The organism is Pseudomonas sp. 18.1.10, from assembly GCF_024655625.1.
In the GTDB taxonomy this organism is placed as follows: Bacteria; Pseudomonadota; Gammaproteobacteria; order Pseudomonadales; family Pseudomonadaceae; genus Aquipseudomonas.
Window position 1 is genome coordinate 12,396 of record NZ_JANLGL010000009.1, and the last position, 16,294, is coordinate 28,689.

At 58.2% G+C, this 16,294-nt stretch carries 24 protein-coding genes and 2 other RNA genes; all 26 read right to left on the minus strand.

The genetic code is table 11. The features are described 5' to 3' along the window. Positions 1-13 precede the first annotated feature (13 nt). Entirely contained in the window at positions 14-1,114 is a 1,101-nt protein-coding gene (locus NUV89_RS02820; RefSeq protein WP_257780208.1) for a phage tail sheath C-terminal domain-containing protein, read from the minus strand. Beyond that, entirely contained in the window at positions 1,111-1,302 is a 192-nt protein-coding gene (locus NUV89_RS02825) for a DUF2635 domain-containing protein (protein WP_374684455.1), read from the minus strand. The genes NUV89_RS02820 and NUV89_RS02825 overlap by 4 nt, the downstream gene beginning before the upstream one ends. Further along, positions 1,302-1,868: a DUF1834 family protein gene (locus NUV89_RS02830; RefSeq protein ID WP_257780210.1), complete on the minus strand. Its 567-nt coding sequence runs from the start codon at positions 1,866-1,868 to the stop codon at positions 1,302-1,304. Before NUV89_RS02830 ends, NUV89_RS02825 begins: the two co-directional genes overlap by 1 nt. Then, complete coding sequence (locus tag NUV89_RS02835; RefSeq protein ID WP_257780211.1) at positions 1,868-2,359, minus strand: DUF1320 domain-containing protein; 492 nt, start codon at positions 2,357-2,359, stop codon at positions 1,868-1,870. The genes NUV89_RS02830 and NUV89_RS02835 overlap by 1 nt, the downstream gene beginning before the upstream one ends. Beyond that, on the minus strand, positions 2,356-2,889 hold the full coding sequence (locus NUV89_RS02840) for an HI1506-related protein (RefSeq protein WP_257780212.1): 534 nt from the start codon (positions 2,887-2,889) through the stop codon (positions 2,356-2,358). The genes NUV89_RS02835 and NUV89_RS02840 overlap by 4 nt, the downstream gene beginning before the upstream one ends. Before the next feature lie 9 nt (positions 2,890-2,898). Beyond that, entirely contained in the window at positions 2,899-3,792 is an 894-nt protein-coding gene (locus NUV89_RS02845) for a Mu-like prophage major head subunit gpT family protein (protein ID WP_257780213.1), read from the minus strand. Between the two features lie 25 nt (positions 3,793-3,817). Continuing rightward, entirely contained in the window at positions 3,818-4,813 is a 996-nt protein-coding gene (locus tag NUV89_RS02850) for a phage protease (RefSeq protein WP_257780214.1), read from the minus strand. Positions 4,814-5,041: 228 nt separating this feature from the next. Beyond that, positions 5,042-5,596, minus strand: coding sequence for a phage virion morphogenesis protein (locus NUV89_RS02855; protein WP_257780215.1), 555 nt, complete (start codon positions 5,594-5,596; stop codon positions 5,042-5,044). Positions 5,597-5,699: 103 nt separating this feature from the next. Beyond that, positions 5,700-6,986, minus strand: a complete 1,287-nt coding sequence (locus tag NUV89_RS02860) for a PBECR2 nuclease fold domain-containing protein (RefSeq protein ID WP_257780216.1) — start codon at positions 6,984-6,986, stop codon at positions 5,700-5,702. Continuing rightward, positions 6,986-8,542 carry a DUF935 domain-containing protein gene (locus NUV89_RS02865; RefSeq protein ID WP_257780217.1) on the minus strand — a complete coding sequence of 519 codons (1,557 nt, stop codon included), beginning with the start codon at positions 8,540-8,542 and terminating at the stop codon, positions 6,986-6,988. Before NUV89_RS02865 ends, NUV89_RS02860 begins: the two co-directional genes overlap by 1 nt. Next, on the minus strand, positions 8,542-10,044 hold the full coding sequence (locus NUV89_RS02870) for a hypothetical protein (RefSeq protein WP_257780218.1): 1,503 nt from the start codon (positions 10,042-10,044) through the stop codon (positions 8,542-8,544). Before NUV89_RS02870 ends, NUV89_RS02865 begins: the two co-directional genes overlap by 1 nt. Before the next feature lie 47 nt (positions 10,045-10,091). Then, positions 10,092-10,604 carry a DUF3486 family protein gene (locus NUV89_RS02875; protein ID WP_034112617.1) on the minus strand — a complete coding sequence of 171 codons (513 nt, stop codon included), beginning with the start codon at positions 10,602-10,604 and terminating at the stop codon, positions 10,092-10,094. 3 nt (positions 10,605-10,607) lie between these two features. Further along, positions 10,608-10,919: a hypothetical protein gene (locus NUV89_RS02880; protein ID WP_034112615.1), complete on the minus strand. Its 312-nt coding sequence runs from the start codon at positions 10,917-10,919 to the stop codon at positions 10,608-10,610. Further along, the gene (locus tag NUV89_RS02885) at positions 10,916-11,227 is read right to left on the minus strand and encodes a hypothetical protein (RefSeq protein ID WP_257780219.1); all 312 of its coding nucleotides are present in this window, start codon (positions 11,225-11,227) and stop codon (positions 10,916-10,918) included. Before NUV89_RS02885 ends, NUV89_RS02880 begins: the two co-directional genes overlap by 4 nt. Further along, complete coding sequence (locus tag NUV89_RS02890) at positions 11,224-11,439, minus strand: TraR/DksA C4-type zinc finger protein (protein WP_257780220.1); 216 nt, start codon at positions 11,437-11,439, stop codon at positions 11,224-11,226. Before NUV89_RS02890 ends, NUV89_RS02885 begins: the two co-directional genes overlap by 4 nt. After that, on the minus strand, positions 11,426-12,067 hold the full coding sequence (locus tag NUV89_RS02895; protein WP_257780221.1) for a DNA-packaging protein: 642 nt from the start codon (positions 12,065-12,067) through the stop codon (positions 11,426-11,428). The genes NUV89_RS02890 and NUV89_RS02895 overlap by 14 nt, the downstream gene beginning before the upstream one ends. Continuing rightward, a complete protein-coding gene (locus NUV89_RS02900) occupies positions 12,064-12,699 on the minus strand; it encodes a transglycosylase SLT domain-containing protein (RefSeq protein ID WP_257780222.1) in 636 nt (211 codons plus the stop codon). The genes NUV89_RS02895 and NUV89_RS02900 overlap by 4 nt, the downstream gene beginning before the upstream one ends. Positions 12,700-12,701: 2 nt before the next feature. After that, positions 12,702-12,989 carry a putative holin gene (locus NUV89_RS02905; RefSeq protein WP_257780223.1) on the minus strand — a complete coding sequence of 96 codons (288 nt, stop codon included), beginning with the start codon at positions 12,987-12,989 and terminating at the stop codon, positions 12,702-12,704. A gap of 439 nt (positions 12,990-13,428) precedes the next feature. Continuing rightward, a complete protein-coding gene (locus NUV89_RS02910; RefSeq protein WP_257780224.1) occupies positions 13,429-13,926 on the minus strand; it encodes a hypothetical protein in 498 nt (165 codons plus the stop codon). Beyond that, positions 13,927-14,370: a Mor transcription activator family protein gene (locus NUV89_RS02915; RefSeq protein ID WP_257780225.1), complete on the minus strand. Its 444-nt coding sequence runs from the start codon at positions 14,368-14,370 to the stop codon at positions 13,927-13,929. Next, entirely contained in the window at positions 14,367-14,786 is a 420-nt protein-coding gene (locus NUV89_RS02920; RefSeq protein ID WP_257780226.1) for a gp16 family protein, read from the minus strand. Before NUV89_RS02920 ends, NUV89_RS02915 begins: the two co-directional genes overlap by 4 nt. A 21-nt stretch (positions 14,787-14,807) precedes the next feature. Next, positions 14,808-14,877: hammerhead ribozyme type II (locus NUV89_RS02925), an RNA gene on the minus strand. Next, positions 14,876-15,280, minus strand: coding sequence for a hypothetical protein (locus NUV89_RS02930; RefSeq protein WP_257780227.1), 405 nt, complete (start codon positions 15,278-15,280; stop codon positions 14,876-14,878). The genes NUV89_RS02925 and NUV89_RS02930 overlap by 2 nt, the downstream gene beginning before the upstream one ends. Before the next feature lie 5 nt (positions 15,281-15,285). Next, an RNA gene (locus NUV89_RS02935) (hammerhead ribozyme type II) lies at positions 15,286-15,356 on the minus strand. Continuing rightward, positions 15,355-15,588 (minus strand): hypothetical protein, encoded by a 234-nt coding sequence (locus NUV89_RS02940; protein WP_257780228.1) that lies wholly within the window; start codon positions 15,586-15,588, stop codon positions 15,355-15,357. Before NUV89_RS02940 ends, NUV89_RS02935 begins: the two co-directional genes overlap by 2 nt. A 59-nt stretch (positions 15,589-15,647) precedes the next feature. Beyond that, the gene (locus tag NUV89_RS02945; RefSeq protein WP_257780229.1) at positions 15,648-16,289 is read right to left on the minus strand and encodes a DUF3164 family protein; all 642 of its coding nucleotides are present in this window, start codon (positions 16,287-16,289) and stop codon (positions 15,648-15,650) included. Positions 16,290-16,294: the final 5 nt, after the last annotated feature.

Consider the following 16,294-nt stretch of genomic DNA (forward strand, 5'->3'; position numbering starts at 1 on the left):
CTAGAATCACCTCTTACAAGAGCAGGTCGATACGACCGGCAAACACGTGCAGGCCGTTGACGATATCGACAGGAATGGATGCGTTGAGACGGTTCACGTCCTGGAGCGAACGCTCGACCACCAGACCGTCTGCGTTGGCATCGACGTTTTCGACGATCTCCAGTTCCTCCAGCTTTTTCAGCACATCCAGCAACTCACCACGCACGGCTTCAGGAGTTCTGCTGGAAAGCTTGGAGCGAGGAAAGCGCAGCCGGATACGGTCGCGGCAAGACGTCCGCACGTAATAGAGAGTACGAATGCTGGTCAGATCCAGCAGAGAAACATCCGTCGCACCCGCCGCAGACTTGGTGTAAGTGGTCACTGCACGAACGATCTGGACGACTTCCCCCGGACCAACCTCTAGAGGGGTCACACCGTTAGCCAGGGCGGTTTCTTGTTCGACGCGGCCAAGTCGCTTACTCATAGGCGGAACCTTGATCCCTGCCGTTACCAATGTGTTGAGCGGCCGCGCCGGATCTTCCTCGGAAGCGATCACTGCCGCGTACGCCGCCGCAACCTGGCGAGCAGTCGATGCAGTACCCGGCAACGATGCCAGTGTGATTGCACCGCTGTTCAAGGACGATGCCAACGTGGTTGCAGCAGACAAACTCACGGTATTGGCTGCAACACCGATGATGCCTTGCTGCTCCATCGAGCTGGTCCAGGTTTGAATGTGCGTGCGCAGTGCAGTGAGCGCGGTCTGGCTGTACCAGGCCGGAACAAGGATGGTGAAACCACCCATGGCTGTAGCGTCGAGCGCTGCCTTAATATCAGGCTCGGTTTCACCGCCAACAACTACGCCAACGCCCGAGATAGAGGCGTAACGGTAAGCGCTGATAAAGGCGTCTGCCATTTCTTCGGCTACGGTGCCGCCGAACAAATCTTTGGCCTCAGGCGAACTGTAGAACGGCGTCGGGACATTGGCCTCGACCGTTGCGCCCTCGCCAAGCGGTACGATCAAGCACACGTTCTGCTTGTTGGTCGGTAGGTTTCGTACCGCACGGCGGAGGTTGAACTCCATATAAACGCCGGGTTTGCGAATAGACGCCGGGATCGTGTCGAATTCAATGCTCATTCAGCAGATTCCTGTACGGGTTGTTTGGCACCGCCGCGTGGCTTCTTCGCGGTCAGCAGTTCACCGGCCGCGATGCGGCGCCGGTAATAAGAGGTGTCTGCGACCTCTACGGCCTCGGCATCCCCGATGTGTTGGTGTGGATCTTCTTGCATGGGCACCCGATGACCAGGTGCAGCAACTACGCGCATCACACGTCCCTCAATTTGATGTTGTCGGCTGCCACCGGCTCGGGGTTATCCGATGGGGCGTGGTACTCCAGAGACATGCCAAGGAAGTCCGGCAGATCCTCTTTCGGCTTCTCCCAATCCAGCTCAATCACGAACGACTGGCCCAGGACCGAAAGGTGGTCATTGGCTAACTTGCCGTTGACCAGGTTGGAAAGCTCGGTTGGTCTAATCGCGGCGCGCCCCTCCCAGGGCTGCCAATCGACCAGCTTGTGCATGCAGGCTTGCCACAGGTCATAGCTGCCAATGTCATTGGGTCCACTTCCGCGCCGGGTCTCCCGTTCCCCCCGAGGGTGGCGGGTGGCGATAATCAGGCGGAAGGTTATTGGCACCGTGTAGCGGTTATGGCTGCGCCGTTGAAACGTCGCTTTCGGAACCATCAGCAGTACGGCGGGACAGCGCTTGAGCAAATCGGATAAGAGGTCCGGGTCGCTCAACTCGCCGCCGTAGCTCTGAACCTTGAGGCTCCGCAGCTTTGCCGACAGCTCGTTCAAGCGGGTCTCGATTAAGTCCTCCAGTTCGCCCAGCATCACAACGCCCTCAGCGTGCGGCGATCCATCAACCGGGGCTGACTGACAATCTGCATACCAGATCGCCCAGCCTCGGCCGCCCCACGCTCCTTATCCTCTTGGGCCAAGGTTTCCAGGCGCTTTAACACGTCCTTGTAAAGCACGCGCACGGTTGACTCTTCCTTGCCCGCATCGTCGTACAGGTGATAACGGGCGATCTCGGCCAGATCGGCTGTCACCCATTCCGGGGCATCCTCCCCGGCCGGGCGGAAGCGCAGGTAAAAAGAAACCTCACTACGCGCCCGAGTTACTGCGTCGGCAATCCGTGCCAACGCCATGACCGCAATCGCGACATCCTCGGCATCCCAGCCGTCCAGTGGTTCACCTTCCGCTGCCGCCGTTAGCAACTCCGGCTCAATAAGCCGCTTGTTGTCAGGCACAGAAACTTGCGTGATGTCCCTGGCACCGAAGCGGATCAGGAGCTGGCTAGCAGACGGCAGCGAGAGGTTCATTTAGAAGCGTCCTTTGTTTTGGACATGCGGACCTTTTCAGGCTTTGTGTCTACCGGCAAAACCTTCTCCGCTGGCTCACTCGCATCGCCCAGGATTGGCTCTTGGGTGTCGACCACTGAAGCAACCACAGGCGGCTGGTCGGTTAGTGACCCAGCGGCATCGTCACTAGCGCCGCCCAGCACGGATTCCGCTCCTGCAACCTCAGGCGCTCCAGCCACATGGACTGGCTCTGCGACGACGGCCAGTGGTGCAGCCACAGGCGCAATGACTGTTTCAGTCGCTTGCGACTGGGTAGCTGGATCGGCGTCGGACGCTTGCGAAAGCGCAGTTTGCGGATGGTCTTCATTGGGCTCGCCCTGTACCTGGTCGAATTCATCCTCCTCATAGGCGCAGATCAGTTGAGGCTCTTTAGCCAGAGCCTTCAGTTGTTCTTCCGTGAAGAAGTCGTCCGCGTATTGGGTGGGCGTGCTTGGGTGCGCGATACCGCAACGGCGGAAGCCGTCGCGCTTTGACGTGATAACGATGGTCATAACGCCCCCTTATCCCAGCCAGCTCGGCGCCAGAACCTCGGCGGTGCCTGCCCACTCGTTGCCGTTGTCGGCGTCCTTAACCAGGATCTTGCGGGCTGCGCCTTCCAACTGGGACGGAACAACCAACAGGCCAGGATTAACGCCGAGGGGACGGCCACCGTCAGCGCGGAAGTTCTTCATAGCAGCACGAGCAGCGCCGTAGCTTTCTGCGGTAAGCGGGGCTTTCGAGCAGTAAGCGAACTGCCAGAAACCAAAGCCGACGTTCGTACGGGCATCAACGCCGTAACGGTATTCGTCACGCATGAAGACGTTTTCGTCATCCATGCTGGTCATAGCCTTCAACGCATAGTCGCGGCGCTTCTGGAAAATCAACGGTTTGATTGCTCGGCTGACATCGAGCAGATACCAGGCTGGACCTTCACCGTCCTGATAGTTACTGACAGAGACAGCTGTACCGGTGCCGTCAGTCTTTGGATAGACGGGATGGTCCACGTCGAAGAAGTTTTGGCCGTCGTAGCACAGCGTGCTCAAACCCGCGTTCAGGAGATTGAACACCAGCTCATCCGGGTGAGCAGTTGACGCACGGCCCATTTCGGAAAACAGGGGCTTGTAGACGCCAATCTCATCATCTTCGATAGAGTCGCGAGGAACCGCGACCGACGACTCAAACTTCTTGTTGGAGATGGAATAGCTGTGCGCTGCCATGTCTTTGAGGACGCGGTCGCCGATCCACTCACGGAAAGTTGGGAACTGCCCCAACCAGCCATAGGTGTTACTGGCCGAAGACGACGGCACCAGAGTTGCGATGCGCTGCCAGTCCGTAGGGGTTGCAGCCTGGGCATTTTGAAACTCTGCCTTGAACGCTGTGAAAAGCGCATTCAAGGCGGCGGAGGTAATGATCATGAAACGCTTCCTATATAAAGGTGAGTTACGCTTTGCCCTTGCTGAATTCCGACTCGCTCATGCCCAGCAGCGAAGCGACCTTTTGCTCTTCAGCGTTAAGCGCGGTTTCGGTGTTATCCGGCTTGCGCTTGCCCAAGCCAGTCGGATCGCCTACAGATGGCGCAGCCGCGACAAACTCTTTCAGGCGCTTCAAACCTTCCGCGTCCTGGCAACTAGCCCGGTGATACTCCAGCGTTGCTGGAACAATCTTCCCGGCCTGGGTAGCTGCGGTGAGAACAGCATCGACTTCCTTGTCGTGGTCCGCTTTCTGGTGCTTGACCAAGGCTTGTTCCGCGTTAATCGCTCGACCGTTCAAGGCGTCGTAGTCGGCACGAGGAACGAACAGAGCCAAATTCGGCTGTTCAGCGTTGGTCGCCTGGGCGGTCTTGAGTTTGTTGATAGCCGCAATGGCCTCTTCTTCGGTGGCGGTCTCGGGCAGGCCGAGCAGTGCCAAAAGCGCAGGTGAAAGTTTCACTGGCGTGGTCTCCGGGTCTTCTTGGTTGAGTGCTGTCAGGAGGAAATTCGGCTTGTTGGTCAGGCCCGCGCTGACCAGGCGTGCAATGCGCATGGTCACGGCGTCGTAGTCGAATACAGGGGAAAGAAAGCGGTACTCGCGATTAATGACCTGGACCGAGGCGCGGGGGGTCCAATCGACCTGGCCCCACAAGGCACCATCGCGGATCTCCAATTGCTTGATCCACCCACCGGCCGGGGCGTCTTCGCCTTTCGTTGCGCGGTGCTGGGTGGAGTGCTCCCAATCAATCGGCAGCTCAATGGCCCGATCAGTAAAACTGGAAAGCACCAGGGTCTGGCCCTGCTGATCGAACAGCCACTGGCGGCCGTCCCGGCCGGAAACAGTTGGACCGGCCGGAATCAGCTCGACCCACTCCGGCGCCTTGCCGTCAGAGACGGTTGCGGAGAGGTCGGTATTGAGTGCGAGAAGTGTCTTTTTCATGCCGCCAGTTTGGGCGGCCAGGGTCATGCGGAGAGTTTCAGGACGGCTTAAGGTTTTAGCCGTTGAAGGAAGGCGTATCTGTGTACCAGGGGAGCCATTCTATACGCATAGAATGAATTACTGCGCAGCCCTCATGCAGTTTTAGCCCTACGGCCAAATCTAACGCACCTCTAACGGTAGCTCGTCAGGCTGCCCGCCATGGTTGTACCTGCAAGCCCCCTAAAACGCCGTCAGCGGGCTTTCTCTTAACTCGACCTACAGAGCCTCTGAAAGGTAGTCGGAGATGATGGCGAGGATCTCAACGTCATCCTGAGAAGACAGTCCCAAATACGGCCGGGCAGGCATCTCGGTTGAATGCGCCCCACGTGTCACCCACTGGGCAAAATTGGACTTACTGCGCTTCACGAAGCGATTTCCCACCGTGCCGTTCTTGGCGCTGAAGTAAACCTGCTGGGATCGTGGGGCATGGTCAATCTTGCCGCCTAGCTGGTGGATAGCACCGTACGGTCGGTCTGTACCAAACATCAGCGTGTTCCCGCTGACCTGGTGACGGATGGTGTCCTGCAAGTCACCGCCCTGGCGCAGGATCTTGTTATTACCTTTCCTTGCGATAGTTGACGCAGCAAGTGGCGCCCACGGCGAGCCGTCTGGGGCGACCTGTTGGCGAAAGCGGTCATCGGTGGACTGGTGCAGATACTCTGCAATATCCAGCAGCGGACCACTCAAGTCCTCCAGCCGCTCGGCTAATTCATTGAGCGCCGCACCTGCCCGGCCGTCGTCTAGTCCAACATTTAGCATTGCACCTGCCACTCTCACCTCCTACTATCCAGTTACCCCATTGAGTGAGCAGTCCCCGCCAGGACCTCCAGGCCTACACTCAGGGTTTAATCGCGTGTGGCGGCGCGCGGTTTCATCACTTCTTATCTATCTGCGGCCTGCGGTACAACCGAACGCCGATCCTGAGTTGCTCCAGGTAGTCAGGGTCATTTGACTCCGGGGAAAACGTCGTTACCCCGTCCCACCCGTCCTCACCCACTTCAAACACAGACAATGCTGGCACCGGCTCGCCGTCGATCTGATAGCGCGAGATGTACCGACGCCGGACCACAGCCTTGTTCCTGGAGTAAAGCCATTCGAGCCTTACCCACACTTCATCCGGGTCTTTGATCGCATCGGCGAGCAGCAGCAGTTCCCGAGCGTGTCCGCGTTTCCTGATCTTCAAAGCGCCCGTTTTGGCACTAGTGAACAGCTCCCGGCCGATCACCACGGCATCGCCCGTCACGTCCTTGAACACGACAGGTGACGCCTCGGTCGCGCCGAACTCCGCCAGGAAGCGGCCTGCATATTCAGCGTCAGTCAGGCCGGTGGGTAATAGTCGATCTGCTGTCATCTCACGGGCTGCTGGCAATGCACCAGGTGCGCGCCGATTTGGCAGACCTGCGCCCTGTACGCTGCTGGCCCGCGCCCCCGGATCGGGTAGCGGATCGTAAGCACGCAGCGGTGGCACGGCGGCATTAAGGCGTGATTGACCAGGTGCATAGTCAAAGCCTGGATCAATCCCCTTGGGCACACGGACTACACGCGGGCCATTGGGGCTGTTGATACCGATGGTACGGCTCTCGTATTCCACAACAGGCGATGGGCCGACCGTTAGCCCCATGCGGTCAACGTCTCTTTGGCTCGCCATGAACTTCTTGCACTTGCAGCCCCAGCCATTCTGGGGCGTGTGGGTCGCCCACCAGGGATCGTCCAGCGGTAACGTTGTTCCGTCCCAGGACAGATGTTCGGCCCTAGGGTGTGCGCTGTCACCGTGCCGGTAGACGCCGAAAGGACGGCGCTTGCGTAACTCCGGGTCGGCCATCTGCGTTTCACGGCCAGCGTTATAGGACTGGCGCAAGTTGGTTTCATAGATCACCCGAGAGCGCCATCCACGCCCACCGTTGTACTGCCAACCGTGTTTGCCGACGACCTGGTCAAAGTCTCTCCTGAACTGCTCCAGGGTCAGCCCTTGGCTTATCGCCTTCTCGACTGCGCCCCGCATGTCTCCCAACAGATCGCGCTTCGTCGCTCCCGCCACCACAAAGGCCCAGTCATGCTCGACGTTATAGATGTCGGTCCAGGCCCGAGTCGGGATGTCTGTCTTGCCACGAAAATAGTCGATTTGCTCCTGGAACGGCAGTGAGCCATGGGAAACCGCCATTACAGGCCCCTTAGGATGTCAGCTCGGCCAGCCAGGCTAGCCGCTGCCAACCCATCCGCCATAGCGTCAGCCATCTGACTCACGTTCATTTCAGGATAGGTTTCAATCAACCGATCCCGGAACTCCTCCAGGCTACTGACCGAGTCGAGCAGTTCCTTGAGTCTGTCGATCATGTCGTCCGTGTAGGGGCCGGTTGCCGCCTCAAGGACGTTAACCTGGTTGTCCACAATGTCCGGCACTGCGACTGGTTTCCGGGCCACCTGTTCCCGGTTTTCTGCGCGCACCAGTGGCACGTCGGAACCAGGAGAAGGTGTGCCCAGCAACTCGGCGCCCTCGGCGGGCTCAGGAATGTTGAGCTTGTCACGGATAACGGACTGCTCGACCTTCAACCCTAGCGGCACCAGTTCCTTGATTGCTTCAATCAGAAGCTTAGTGTTTTCTGGCTGCGGGACAACAATGATCAATCGCGGATATGGCCGACCTGGTGCGAAGTTCAGATCACACCACGGCCGAACAAAGTAGCGGTTCAGTGTGTTGGATTCGGCCTTGGCATCAGCCTGTAGCAAGTCAAGGCGCACTTCATTGTGAACCGTCGCCTGCGCCTGGCTTGAGCCATCGTCGGTGGACATGGTTTGGCCGACTACGGCTTTGCTGACTTGCTTATCCCACCACTCGGCCAGACCTTTGAAGAAGTCCCCGGCGCCGGTCACGTTCGCGGCCTGGGTGAATTCGATATTCATGCTGTTCGGGATTACCGCCGCCGCATCACTGCCCAGGTTGGCTACCGCCGACATCAAGGTGGAGATGTCTTCCTTGCTGGCCCCTGGTCCGTACCGGCCGACGCGCATGGGCATACCAAAGATGTCAGCGAAGCCCATCCAATCCTTCCAGGTCCAGGCCTTGCACATGTAGCCAACTGCCGCCAATCGCGCCAAACCGCCCCGGACCGGCAGGCCCGAACGAATGCGTGGCAGGTGAACAATGAACTTGCACGGCGCCAACGCAATACCGTTTACCGGGTCGGCCTCATCGAGCAGGCGCAGCTCCCGGCCCGTGTCTCGGTCGAACTGGAAGAACCGCTGGTCACGTGGCTCAAACCGTAGAGGGTTCCAAGTCTTGCCACTGCGGTCCCACATGATTTCCGAGACTGCATAACCCTTGCCCATGGCATCAGTAAGGTCGGCTTGGAGTTCGCCAAACTCAGGGGACTCCACAACCTCCTTGAGCTGATCGGCGCGACGAACGTCTTCTGGGTCATCGCTTGCAGCTTCCACGCGAATGTCCAAACCGGAAATTGCGAGCTTGCGCGTGCCTAATACTGACGCGTAATGCAGATCCCTCTCTTCCATTTCCTCGGCAAGGGTCAGGTAGTCGTGGGCCGAACCGTCTGCGGCGGCCTGCAAAATACTGGCAAGGCGCCCAGGCGTAAGGCCGTTGGCGACCGACTGATGCCAAACCTGGCGCACGCTGGTGGTGCGCGCAGCGGCCAATTCTTCGGTGAGTTTGTCGTATTGAATCGGGCGACCGTACTGGTCGACGATTTTGGATTGCGCCATTACCAAATGCCTTTTTTGGAGCGCCATCCGGCGCCGATCTGGATCTCTCGATCATGCTGGGACGCGGGTTTAACGCGGTGATATTCGATAATTTCGACTTCCTGGCGTGACGCATAATCGGCCAGGACTGCGGCAATACCTGCGTCGCCGTGCCGCTTGGGACCGGTCTTTTCACCTTTCTCATTGGTGCGTTTTTCCGGGATACGGGCCACGCCCTTGACCATTCGGAAGGCGCGCACGTCGCTGACCACATCCTTGTCGGCTGGGATGTCGTAAAAGGTGTCGTCCTCCAGCGCAGCCTTGAACGACGGCATGTTGTCGCGATACCAACCCTCGGTAAGCATCACTCGCTCGATACGGTTAAAACCGAACTCGACGGCGGTGTCCTCCGAAAGTTGCGATCCGTTCCCCCTGGCGTCGTCTGCACCTTTAAGGAAGTTGGGCAGACGTCGAAGGATGTAGAACTTGATCTGTGCCTGTTGCTTGAACGGGACGTTACGCAGCTCGACCACAAAAGGCGTGCGCTTGCGCAGGTTCTGTTCCTTAAGCAGCGGCCAAATCACCGAGAGGTCGCCGGAGCGACCGAAGTCCATGCCATAGAAACTCTGGACATCTAACGGAATTGCCGACAGCAAAGGGAGAAGGTGCTCTTCGCACCACTCCAGCGACTCGGCCAAACGCAGGTGCTCAGCAATGGTTTCATAGCCCTGCGGGTACGCCAGGCGCAGCACTGGCACATCACGGTTACTACGCTGCTCGACCAGGGCAAGACTGAGGAAAGCGCCGCCGCCTTGGGATGGAACACAATCAAGCTCTTCTTCGGCGGCATCGCCATAGAAGTCGTACACATCCTGGACCCACGCCGCCTCTTCCTCCGCCTGGTATTCAATGCCTTTACGGAGACATACCCGTTTGTAGAGCCCATCAGCCACAGCTTCGCGGAATGGGCAACGGAACAACGCGCCCTTACGCTTGCCTGCCCTGATGTCGTTGATCAGTTCGTTAAACGCGTTCTCAGTGCCGTCGTGAGTGCTGATCACATGGACTTCGCCGCCCCAGATCAACAGCGCCAAGGCAGCTTTCAGCAGCTCGGCCAAGTCCTGGTGAAACGCCGCCTCATCAATCACAACAACGCCCTGACGCCCCCGGAGGTTGGACGGACGGCTGGTCAGCGCGACAATGCGGTGGCCGCTCGGGAATACGATGGTGTACGTCTTAATGTGCTTATCGGGATCGCTGTCCGGCCAGATCCCTTCTTCGATCTCTTCGGCTGCATAGTTAAAGGCCCGTGCCCACATGGCGCAGGCCTGGATGTACTCGACCGTCATGTCCTGGTTATAGCCCAGGTAGTAGACGGTCTGGCCGCCCGCTGGTTTTTCAGCGGCTGCCGTCAGAACGTTGTCCGCAGCCTCCGCCCAGGTAAGGCCGATACGACGAGACTTTTCCCCCACCTTGAGCGGGGCACGTATGCCGATCCAGTCTTTCTGGTATTCGAGCAGCACTGCTGGAGCGCTTAAGGCATGAGTACTGTCCAGGACTAGGGGTAGGCTCACGATGCCATCCCCAGGATCTCGCGGCGGATCTCATCAACCGTCGCCTGGTTCAACCCACCTTTCTTGGCGATTTTCTCAACGCGAGACGCTGCCGCCTCGGCCTTCTCGCGGTACTCCGCCTGCCATTTCTTCTGGACGACAGAAGCTTTGCCCAGTTCGGCAACTGCTTTGGCGACCTTCGTTAAGTCCATCTTGCCGCCGTCACTCATCAGCAAAGTGAACAGTCGCTCCTGGACAAGTCGCATCAACGCCTCGTTGACTGAACCTTCATCGTCCGGCGCCGCCAGAACAACAGCCCTTGCCTGCTCGGAAGCCATCTTGAGCGATGCAAGTTTGTCCTCAAATTCGGAGCCGTAACGATGCAGGGCGCTTTTCCCAATAGAGAAACCACGGCGTTCCAACTCCGCAGCCAGCGCCTCATAGCCGGAAAAGTTCGACTCCATGAGGGAGTTATCAAGCCACTCCTTTACCTTGGCCGGAAGCGCGGCCACCTTGCTACGGGGCGGCATGAGTCACGACCAATACTTTTCAGGGCGAGCAATACCTGGTCGGCATTCAATGGTGTACTCGGCGATGTCTACGCCGTAGTGGGTCAAGCCACAGATCCAGGTGCCAGACGGCGACTTGTTCAGCGTTACCAGGGAACGGTCGGCCAGGTAATCCAGTTCGCGGCGCAGCTCCAACTGAGTGCCGTCGGGGTAGATGCCCTGGATAGTGGAAAGAACGACGGCCTCATGAGGGTCCACCGGCCGGGAAGTGTTGAGGGTCAGAAGAATGTACCAGCGCAGAGATTCGCGCCGTACCTTGGCTGGGTCAGTGATCATTCACGCGCTCCTTTAAGCCGAACATTTTCGAGTCGATAGGCCAATGCATCGAGCTTGGCCTCAATTACTGTTTGGTTGCGGACATAGTCCTCACGCCGGACGTAGTGCAGTGGCATATCCCCCCGCAGACGCTCAATCCCAAGCTCAACTTGGCGCAATCGTTCGGAGTCTTTGGCTACCGCCGCAAAGCGATCATCCAGACGGCTTTCCATTTGCCCCAGCAGAACCTTGACCATGCCCGCAAACATCGCGAGCAGAGTCACAGCGGTCCCGATCAACTGCCATACAGGCATTTCTATAGTGGTCATCGGCGGTTCATCCGCTCTTGAATGCACTTGCAGCCCACACAAAGGAGAACACCAGGTTGCGCGGTGCGTCGGCCTTCGGGAATCTCAGTGCCGCAATCTTCACAGTTGGTAGCAGAGGCACGGACCGGCTGACGCGCCAGTGCCAATTGCGCCGCAATTGCAGCCTCTCGGGTCGCTTCCTCTACATCGGATGCGCGATCAGTTACGTCCATGGGTGTACCACTCGATAAGGCTTCTAAGCTGGGCACGACAGGAGGCGTATCTCTCACTGTTGCGCACGTGATTTTTAAGGATGTCCGCCTGCGTTACTCCCGAGTCGAGTTGGTCAGCGGCTCCGGTTGGTCCGAGAGGATCAGCAGCTCGGCTGGGGGACTGGCTGGAGGCAGGCACAAGGGTGGCGCTGGGATTGAGGGCTTCGTTCCACACGCGGACAAAGCCAGTAGTGAACACGCCAACAGGAAGCGCTTCGGGCTCATCTTTGAGAGTGCGGCGGTAAAGAGTCGTGACACGGGCTATCTCCCCCTGGAGTTTTTCGGTGTTGCGGCGATGGATGGCTTTGGTTTCAGCAAGCTCGGCCGCGAGCGACCGCCCCCTGGCTTGCTCACTCTGGAGTTCGGCAACTGCTTTTTTCGCCGCATCAACGGCGGCTTCAGCCATGCCCTGTTTCTCCTCGGCGTGCTTTTCTGCCTGCTCTGCAACAGCGGCCTTGCCCTCGGCACGGCCACGCGCCAAGCCCTCGTCATATCCATCCTGGTGGTTGAAGTGCAGGCCGATAGCGACCGCAGCAATCACAGCGAGATACCAAGCGGCCGGGCTGACCAGATCGAGCAAGCCTTTCATTGGCACACCCCCTGGCCCCAGCCTGCGGCCACATACAAAGCCTCCCAACGACGGAGAATGAGTTGTGGGTATTGGCGGTTTTCCTTAAAGGCTGCGGCCGAGCGGCCAGCGTTAAACCGCTCGACTGATCCGAACCAGGTCAGCGGATCGGCGCCCTTTGCCGATGCCAACTTGCGGTCGCGAATCACCCAACCCAGCCCGCCGTTATAGGAGGAAAGAATCAGCGCCCCTTGCTCACAGCCGTTGCGGGCCTGGATGCGGCTCGCCAGCCAGCGGTCATAGCTGACCAAGGCTTGCATGGACCAGACAGGGTTATAGGGTTCGACCTTGCCGAGGGCCTTAGGGAAAAGTTGAGCCAACCAGGTGGCGGTCGAGGGCATCACCTGGCCCAAGCCTTGCGCACCAACCGGCGATTTGGCATCGAACCGCCAGCGGCTTTCCTGGTGGATCTGCGCGGCGAAGGTTGCCACCGGGGCATCAAGACCCCATTCCGCCTGGGCGATACGGGTCAGGTCTCGGCGGTAGCGTTCGGCCTGACCGGGGATCTCTGCATTGGCACGCGGGCTAAAGGCAGCAATCGTTGCCAGCCCCAGTGCCGTAGCCCCTATATATAGAAGAACACGTGAGCGCATTGTCAGAGCCCCAATGTCAGGCCGAGGATGCAGGCCAGCACGACCAGAGCGCGTCGGATACCTGCCATGGACTGGTCATAGCGACGAACCTTATTCGGTCGGGCATAGGGGAACAGCGCTCGGTCGATCCAGTAACCGAGTACACCGCCCAGCGTGACCAGGCCGCATTTGTAGAGAACAACGGGAAGTTTGGTGGGAGCGACGATTGCCAGGCACGCCATGATGGCAATGGTGATCAAGGTCCAGTCGGTCATACGCGGCGCACGGGTGCGCTGACGAGGAAGATTCATCAACGAGCGTCCTTCATTGGTTTGAGTACGGAGCGGATATCCGCCATCGAGCGCGCAGCAATAACGGGATTGCCCCGGACTGGCGCTGGGTCTTGGTAGGTGCCAAATACTGGCGTTGTGGTGAGGTGCCTTGGGCGCAGCCTTTCCTTCTGTCGCACGAACTCGGCGACACGGCGCTCATGGCTTGCGACAAGCAACTCAACGCTTGCACGCCACTCCGGCGGGCATTTGTCCAAAAGCGCCCGCACCTCATCATCGAAAGGCGCGTCAATGACGAGCTGGGCGTATTGCCTGGATGATCGAGGTGCGGAAGCCATGGGCGAACCCTGCCGGAGTGGATGTCCGATCTAGATTCGCCTGCGCGGGTGTGCTGCTGTGTTTCTTAAGCACACAAGAAAAAGCCCCGCACTGGGCGAGGCTTTAAGAGTTCGGTGGCGAGTTACAAGCGCCTGAGGGTCTTCATCATTTGGATGTCGCTGTCTGAGGCGCCGCCTTTACGCTGCTCGGCCTCCCACTCCGCGTCCGATTGTTCTTTAAGGGAGTCAGCAGAGGGGTTGGCAATCTGTGCATCGCACTCGGCGCTGTCTTTTTCCCAATTATTGCGAGAGTGGTTCAGTTCATCCTGTGAAAGCTTCCCGGTGTAGCAACCACCGTTGATATAGGTGATGTCCGTTAACATTTGCAGGCACGCCGGAAACGCTGAATAACCAGTCCTGTCACGTAGCCTGGTGTTCGCAGAGCGCATTACATCGGCAAGGGCAGACGTATCACGGGTCACACAGGCGTCTTGGTTTTTCGTCCAAAGCTCCTTAGCTATGGAGCGCGTGAGCTTGGCCTGGCTCAGATCATCCTTGAGAGCAGCACTAGGGGTTGTATCCGAGTAAGCCGTTGACGCGTACAAGGCAGAAACCACTAATACCGCTCTCAAAACCATCATTTAATGGACTGTCCTGTCGTCGTAGCCAAATAAGTCAGGCTCGTTGCGACGGTGCAAGGCCCTTTGGCGGGCGATAATCTCATAAATGGTTGGTGATGCAAGCTTGTACTTACGCACCAGCTCGGGCGCCTGGATGTTACGACCGTGCCAGTCCTGGAAGATTGCGGCGTCACGCATGGCCTTCTTGAGTGCGTCACCTCGGGGGAGGTAAACCACCGCCCCCCCCATCGTGTCGCATATCGCAAAAACCACCGAACGAGCAATTTCAGGCACTACGTCCGGGGTGTCCTGAAGCCTGACCTTCAATTCAGCTTCGGCAATCTCCACCATTTCCTTGATCGTTCCCTCCCAACGACGCATGACCGTGGGATTTTCCATATGGGCCAGCACCTTGAGCGGGTCCAGCTTGTCGGTGTCATCCTCAAACAGCTGATCATTGCTCATTGAGTCGGCCTCCCGTTCCGCTTCGCATCGTACGCCAACGCCGAGACAAGGCTCCCCAGCTGCTTGGCATCCAACCAGTCGACACGCTCAACCTTGAACATCCGTAATGCCATACCGTCGGCGTATTCCCAAGGGCGCTCTGCCTCAGCCAAGAACGCGTGAATCTTACCGACCAGTTTTTCCCGACCAGGCGCGACATTTGGCACCGTACGACCTTTGGCTTTCGGCTTCGTCTTAGGCTCCCACCCCAACCGCTCAAACTCGGCCAGCAGCGCCACTGCCTTCATTGGCGTTATGTCCTTTGCGGACGTGACACCCGCAACACGCTGGAGCAAAGCACGGTAGGTATCGTCATCAAGGCCCAAGTCTTTCTTGGCGATGTGGATCTTAGATAGCTGTAAATTACGTCGATTCATTTTCTCCTTTCTCCTTCACTTCCTCGGCAGCTCATCAGTACCCGGCCGCCACACCGGATAGACCGTCCAGTCGCCTGGAGCGGTTTCGCTCAGTGAAGCCTTTGGATAGATGGGTTGTTGGCGATCAGGTGCTTTTTCAGGGAGTTGAAGCTCTTCCAGGACGGATCGAAGTAGATGTGCTTCCTCTCCGCAGCTTTCGTGGCCTCACGCTTCCCCCAAATCTTTCGAAGGGATTCAATCTCTTTTTTGGTGTACACCGAGTTGCTGACCCTGCGCAGAAAGCGGCGAGCCTCTTCATGTTTGGGCTCCCCCTTTTCTGACGACATCCACTCGCCTTTGAAATAGCCATCCACGTATACCGTGGTTTGCCAGCTCTTATTTTTAGTCGAAACTTGCTGTACCAGGGCGACCTCAAACTGATCGCATTGCAGTTTCATCACCCCATAGGGCGTATCCATCTGCGCCTTGAGCGCATCCCAATCCTCTTGAAGCATTTTTACCTCGGCTGCTCATCAGTACCCGGCCACCGCGCCGAGCAGACCGCTCCAGTTTCCCGGAGCGGTTTCGCTTAGTGGATAGTCGGTTTCATCGTGAGTTTTTCGAGCATTGCCTGGCAGATTTCGCAGTTGCAGCCCGCGTGCATGCCTGCCCCTTCAAAGGGAATACGGGCAATGAGTCGGCCACCACGGACCATCGCATTAGCTACCAGAGCGGCGTTGCTGCTGTGTACTTGGTTCGAGCTGTCTACGGAGATAGACACGCCATCGGTGCTGTCTTCGATAGTGATTTTGATCTTGGTCATTTGGGTGGTTCTCGTAATAAGTGTTGGGCGGCTGGAGGTGTTTGAGGCTCGGCCTCAGGTCAATGCAGTGTCTTCGGCGTAGGTTCCGCGACGAAGATGCCTGCGATGTCCAGAGGGATCGGCGCGTACTGATCCGAGTCCCCAATCCGCTCATACACCCGCAGGTAGCTTTTAGATCCAACCACCTGGACCGCCTCACCGATGGCCTGCATCGCTCGTTGCCATCGCCCGTCCTTAATTTCCAGCCGGCGAAGCCCAAGCACGCGGCCGGTGCTGATCTCGCCCGACTTATCTGTACGGAACGCCTCGTTGACCAAAACGCGTACTTCACTGCGTGCGCCTTGTGTCCATTCCGCCGCGCACTCATCAATCAACGCTCGGGCAGCCTGGAGGCGTTCATCGAACTTGATTGAGTCCTGTACGGCGTGGATGATTTTGAAGCGCCCGTCGAACGTCAGCAGCGTGACATTCCCCTTTTTTCCACCGATGGCCGCACCGTATTGCTCGGCCGACATCTCCACGAATGCCTTGATATCGCCGAACGCAGAAGCTTTGAACTCGCCCAGCAGCGCGGAAACGTTCTTGGCTTTTTTAACTAACTCCGAGACCAGCTCATCGCGAGCCAGGTCAATGGGTTTGATCAGGACAACCGGGACCAAATGGCCCTTAGCGTCTTGGAGAAATCCTTCTGGAATGATCATTTTCT

What these genes read in the sequence shown, in the direction of transcription:
- NUV89_RS02820 (WP_257780208.1), bottom strand. Translation starts at nt 1,114, where the DNA reads ATGAGCATTGAATTCGACACGATCCCGGCGTCTATTCGCAAACCCGGC.
- NUV89_RS02825 (WP_374684455.1), bottom strand. Translation starts at nt 1,302, where the DNA reads ATGCGCGTAGTTGCTGCACCTGGTCATCGGGTGCCCATGCAAGAAGAT.
- NUV89_RS02830 (WP_257780210.1), bottom strand. Translation starts at nt 1,868, where the DNA reads ATGCTGGGCGAACTGGAGGACTTAATCGAGACCCGCTTGAACGAGCTG.
- NUV89_RS02835 (WP_257780211.1), bottom strand. Translation starts at nt 2,359, where the DNA reads ATGAACCTCTCGCTGCCGTCTGCTAGCCAGCTCCTGATCCGCTTCGGT.
- NUV89_RS02840 (WP_257780212.1), bottom strand. Translation starts at nt 2,889, where the DNA reads ATGACCATCGTTATCACGTCAAAGCGCGACGGCTTCCGCCGTTGCGGT.
- NUV89_RS02845 (WP_257780213.1), bottom strand. Translation starts at nt 3,792, where the DNA reads ATGATCATTACCTCCGCCGCCTTGAATGCGCTTTTCACAGCGTTCAAG.
- NUV89_RS02850 (WP_257780214.1), bottom strand. Translation starts at nt 4,813, where the DNA reads ATGACCCTGGCCGCCCAAACTGGCGGCATGAAAAAGACACTTCTCGCA.
- NUV89_RS02860 (WP_257780216.1), bottom strand. Translation starts at nt 6,986, where the DNA reads ATGGCGGTTTCCCATGGCTCACTGCCGTTCCAGGAGCAAATCGACTAT.
- NUV89_RS02865 (WP_257780217.1), bottom strand. Translation starts at nt 8,542, where the DNA reads ATGGCGCAATCCAAAATCGTCGACCAGTACGGTCGCCCGATTCAATAC.
- NUV89_RS02875 (WP_034112617.1), bottom strand. Translation starts at nt 10,604, where the DNA reads ATGCCGCCCCGTAGCAAGGTGGCCGCGCTTCCGGCCAAGGTAAAGGAG.
- NUV89_RS02880 (WP_034112615.1), bottom strand. Translation starts at nt 10,919, where the DNA reads ATGATCACTGACCCAGCCAAGGTACGGCGCGAATCTCTGCGCTGGTAC.
- NUV89_RS02885 (WP_257780219.1), bottom strand. Translation starts at nt 11,227, where the DNA reads ATGACCACTATAGAAATGCCTGTATGGCAGTTGATCGGGACCGCTGTG.
- NUV89_RS02890 (WP_257780220.1), bottom strand. Translation starts at nt 11,439, where the DNA reads ATGGACGTAACTGATCGCGCATCCGATGTAGAGGAAGCGACCCGAGAG.
- NUV89_RS02895 (WP_257780221.1), bottom strand. Translation starts at nt 12,067, where the DNA reads ATGAAAGGCTTGCTCGATCTGGTCAGCCCGGCCGCTTGGTATCTCGCT.
- NUV89_RS02900 (WP_257780222.1), bottom strand. Translation starts at nt 12,699, where the DNA reads ATGCGCTCACGTGTTCTTCTATATATAGGGGCTACGGCACTGGGGCTG.
- NUV89_RS02905 (WP_257780223.1), bottom strand. Translation starts at nt 12,989, where the DNA reads ATGAATCTTCCTCGTCAGCGCACCCGTGCGCCGCGTATGACCGACTGG.
- NUV89_RS02910 (WP_257780224.1), bottom strand. Translation starts at nt 13,926, where the DNA reads ATGATGGTTTTGAGAGCGGTATTAGTGGTTTCTGCCTTGTACGCGTCA.
- NUV89_RS02915 (WP_257780225.1), bottom strand. Translation starts at nt 14,370, where the DNA reads ATGAGCAATGATCAGCTGTTTGAGGATGACACCGACAAGCTGGACCCG.
- NUV89_RS02920 (WP_257780226.1), bottom strand. Translation starts at nt 14,786, where the DNA reads ATGAATCGACGTAATTTACAGCTATCTAAGATCCACATCGCCAAGAAA.
- NUV89_RS02930 (WP_257780227.1), bottom strand. Translation starts at nt 15,280, where the DNA reads ATGCTTCAAGAGGATTGGGATGCGCTCAAGGCGCAGATGGATACGCCC.
- NUV89_RS02940 (WP_257780228.1), bottom strand. Translation starts at nt 15,588, where the DNA reads ATGACCAAGATCAAAATCACTATCGAAGACAGCACCGATGGCGTGTCT.
- NUV89_RS02945 (WP_257780229.1), bottom strand. Translation starts at nt 16,289, where the DNA reads ATGATCATTCCAGAAGGATTTCTCCAAGACGCTAAGGGCCATTTGGTC.